Source organism: Bacillus sp. JJ1773, from assembly GCF_036962035.1.
Lineage (GTDB): Bacteria > Bacillota > Bacilli > Bacillales > Cytobacillaceae > Cytobacillus.
On record NZ_JBALNX010000103.1, the window covers coordinates 513 to 3,718 of the forward strand.

At 34.0% G+C, this 3,206-nt stretch carries 6 protein-coding genes; all 6 read left to right on the top strand.

Annotated features, from left to right (window positions below; translation table 11 throughout):
- Positions 1-58: 58 nt before the first annotated feature.
- The 6 genes from V7127_RS23405 to V7127_RS23430 all read left to right on the top strand — a co-directional run bounded on the left by V7127_RS23405 (position 59) and on the right by V7127_RS23430 (position 3,126).
- Positions 59-262, top strand: coding sequence for a hypothetical protein (locus tag V7127_RS23405; protein WP_335490295.1), 204 nt, complete (start codon positions 59-61; stop codon positions 260-262).
- Positions 263-925: 663 nt separating this feature from the next.
- The gene (locus V7127_RS23410) at positions 926-1,123 is read left to right on the top strand and encodes a hypothetical protein (RefSeq protein WP_335490297.1); all 198 of its coding nucleotides are present in this window, start codon (positions 926-928) and stop codon (positions 1,121-1,123) included.
- A gap of 334 nt (positions 1,124-1,457) precedes the next feature.
- Complete coding sequence (locus V7127_RS23415; RefSeq protein ID WP_093274033.1) at positions 1,458-1,895, top strand: VOC family protein; 438 nt, start codon at positions 1,458-1,460, stop codon at positions 1,893-1,895.
- A 78-nt stretch (positions 1,896-1,973) separates the two neighbouring features.
- Positions 1,974-2,264, top strand: coding sequence for a hypothetical protein (locus V7127_RS23420; protein WP_335490299.1), 291 nt, complete (start codon positions 1,974-1,976; stop codon positions 2,262-2,264).
- A gap of 147 nt (positions 2,265-2,411) precedes the next feature.
- Positions 2,412-2,840: a hypothetical protein gene (locus V7127_RS23425; protein ID WP_335490302.1), complete on the top strand. Its 429-nt coding sequence runs from the start codon at positions 2,412-2,414 to the stop codon at positions 2,838-2,840.
- Positions 2,841-2,979: 139 nt separating this feature from the next.
- Complete coding sequence (locus V7127_RS23430) at positions 2,980-3,126, top strand: hypothetical protein (protein ID WP_335490305.1); 147 nt, start codon at positions 2,980-2,982, stop codon at positions 3,124-3,126.
- Positions 3,127-3,206: the final 80 nt, after the last annotated feature.

Here is a 3,206-nt window from a genome sequence, read left to right on the forward strand (position 1 = left end):
CGTCTTTCTTCATGAAAAGGGTCGATAGTAGAAGAAGAACCATTATTGGGAGACAAATATGATAGTCAAAGTAAAGGTAATAAATCAACCTTTATCAGGAGAATACAAAGAAAGGGTCTATGATATTTCAAGTCCTTGGAACTCTCAAAGCTGGAGTTGGATAAAATTCACTAACGAAAATTCAACTGAATGGTGTGGAATTTTAGTGGCTTTCCTAAAGGTGTTGCTGTATCAAGTAAATATGATGCCGTTCTTGTCCTAACATCTTATTAATTATTTAGACTTAACGCTAATAATAATTGAATATGAAGACCAACCTCAATATTCGACACATAACAGTTAGTCCTGCAGGAGAGTTTATAGTAGCTGATTATTATGATATTGAAATGATAATTTCAACATTAAATAATAAAGTACCACTTGATAGTCCAATAAAGATGGATAGAATAAAATTTCATAATGGAATAAAAATAAACACTTAATAACTTGTGAAGAATTTTTAAACTGGGACAACAAAGTGGAATTGGAACTTGATGGTGTGACGTATGAAATAACAATAAAATGATCAGGATCACATAAATAGCAAAAATGACCGTAATTCAATTATAGGGCGCGATTTTGGGACACCCCCTTGTGATAATTAGGAAAGGATTTTTTCAACTAAATTAATCGTATAAATTTTAGATCTTTCAGTAGAGGATCAAATGAACACTCATCCATTTATTTACTTAAGTATATCTGGTAGCTTGAGGGAAATATCAACGAATTCAACATTGTTAAGGGATTTTAAAAGGGGGTTGGAAAAATTTACAGACGCTACACATTAATCCCTTCTCGTAAAATTGTCCCTATTGGAAAAAATATTTACAGGGCAGTGCTGCTAATACAATAGCACTTCCCTATAAAAAATGAGGGAGTGAAATAGATGGCTGATATTAACGGACTGAAACGCGATGATAACGATATTGGCGAGGCAGGAAGAACTGATGTAGGTGTTGTTCCCGGGGATACTATAACTTCTGCTCTTGATCCATTTGGTACTGTAGCAGGTGAAGCGCTGGACAACAAGTCGGGAGAAGGTACCGTTGATGACGACTCTCATGGCTCAAAAACAAGAGATTAGAATTAAGTAAACTCATCTTTTAAACGAAGTGTTATTGCATGTAGTGGACTTCCTAAATGGGAGTCCTTTTGTTTATTTTCGCACTTTCTTTTTCAACATCGGGCGCTTTTCTGTAACAAGGAACAGCGCTTATTTTCATTATTGGGCCAGATTGTTGAATAACACATAGATATCTAGGTGAAAGTTTAGTCGAGTTTGTGAAACTTTGTACTTGAAGTAACGAAGCAGGATTGTTGAAGAAGGATATTTTCCCGTTTTAAGCGAATTAGAATTTCAAACAAACCTTACACGAATACAGGTATTAAAAATAACAGGAACATAGGAGGTATGAGATATGAAGATCAATAGAATAGATCATGTGAGTATAAACGTAAATGATCTTTCAGAGGCTAAAGCGTTTTTTCTTGATTTAGGACTTGAAGTGCAAGCGGAATGGGAATTGGATGGAGAACAGTTAGACAGAATAGTTGGGCTTAATGATGTTAAAACGGCATGTGTAGGATTGGGGATGCCAGATGGTCAGGCATGGATAGAGCTAGTCAAATTTTATACGCCATCAGATGAAAAAGATATTCAGCAACCTTTTGCAAATACGCTGGGTATCCGACATATTTGCTTTGCTGTTGAAGATATTGAAGCCATTGTTGCAAAGTTGAAAAAGAAGGGCACGGAAATCTTTAGTGAGATACAGCAGTATGAAGAAAGTTATAAATTATGTTATGTTCGTGGTCCAGAGGGAATTATTTTAGAGTTGGCGGAGAAAATCAGATAAATATTGACTGGAACTTTAAATGATTTAAATCTCCAACTTTAAAGATTTCTTCTTAAACTATCGGGGGCGTTTCTATAAATGGATAACTTAAAATGGATAAATGGTGGCTATAAAGAGGATAATCGTATTTTTGGTTCGGAGATTGAAGCTAAAGAATGGGCAGATGCTTTATATCCAGATTTTGTTGCTTATTTAGGTAATCAAATTAATGTAGGATATGCAACACCTGATGATAAAGTAATTAAATATTTAGCAGTTTTTTTCCCTCAATGGGCTGATTATAACAATTTACAAGTCGATGTCTGTACAGAAAAAACAAAAATAGACGGTCAAACTATCTATAAAATTTGGACACAGCAGAAGATATGAACAAGGAAAGATTGTGAAGAAATGTACTTTAACTATCGGGGGCGTTTCTTCAACATGGAGGAACGCTTTTTTCACTAACGGGCAGGTTAATTGAAGAGGTAATTTGACTAAAATAAAGGTAAAAACTTAAAGGGGTTATGGAAGATAATGAGTATAGTTAATTATCTTGGTTGTAATTTCACTTTACCTTACAGTAAAGATGGTAGTGATGACAAAGTTTTAATTGGTAAAAATTTTTCGGATGACCAAATGAGAAATTTAGTAAAGAAACACTTTACAACTAAGAATATATATGAGGTTTTTACTGATGGATATGTAGGTATGTCATTTAATGCTAACAACCAAGACCCTTATCTTATAAAAAGTAACAAAGAAGCAAAGAAGAGTTTCCTTGCGTTATGTGATATTTTAAATGAATATCTCGAAGAAGGAGATTATTGCGAGTTATATACTTGTTGGGTTGGAGAAGAGGAAGAAGAAAGAAATTATGATTTTGACCAAATAATAAATCTTAATAACATGGACATCAATAACATTTCGATATTCGAGAAAACACTATTGGTAATAAGAATATAGTATTCAACTAACGGCGTTCTTTAGAAAAAAATTATTAAGAAGAATGGTACATATATAGGAAAGTTTTAAAGAAATTTTATCTGCTAACAAAAAATATAAGGCTGTCATTTTTAAAAGTGAAAGGACTTATGAAATCAGGTTGTTTCAATATTTTCCTGATTGTGTCGATGAAGAAGGCGATACTTGGGAAGAGATTTGGCAAGAAATTACTGCTACTAAAACAATAACTGATACCGAACAGAATGCAGTAAAACTTGCAATAGAGGAACCAGCCTTATTGAAGTAACGGGTGCAAGAGTTAAAGAAATCATCGCTGCGGCGGTCTTTTTTCTTATTGGACTAACGGGGCAGTTGTGCGGCCGAGCA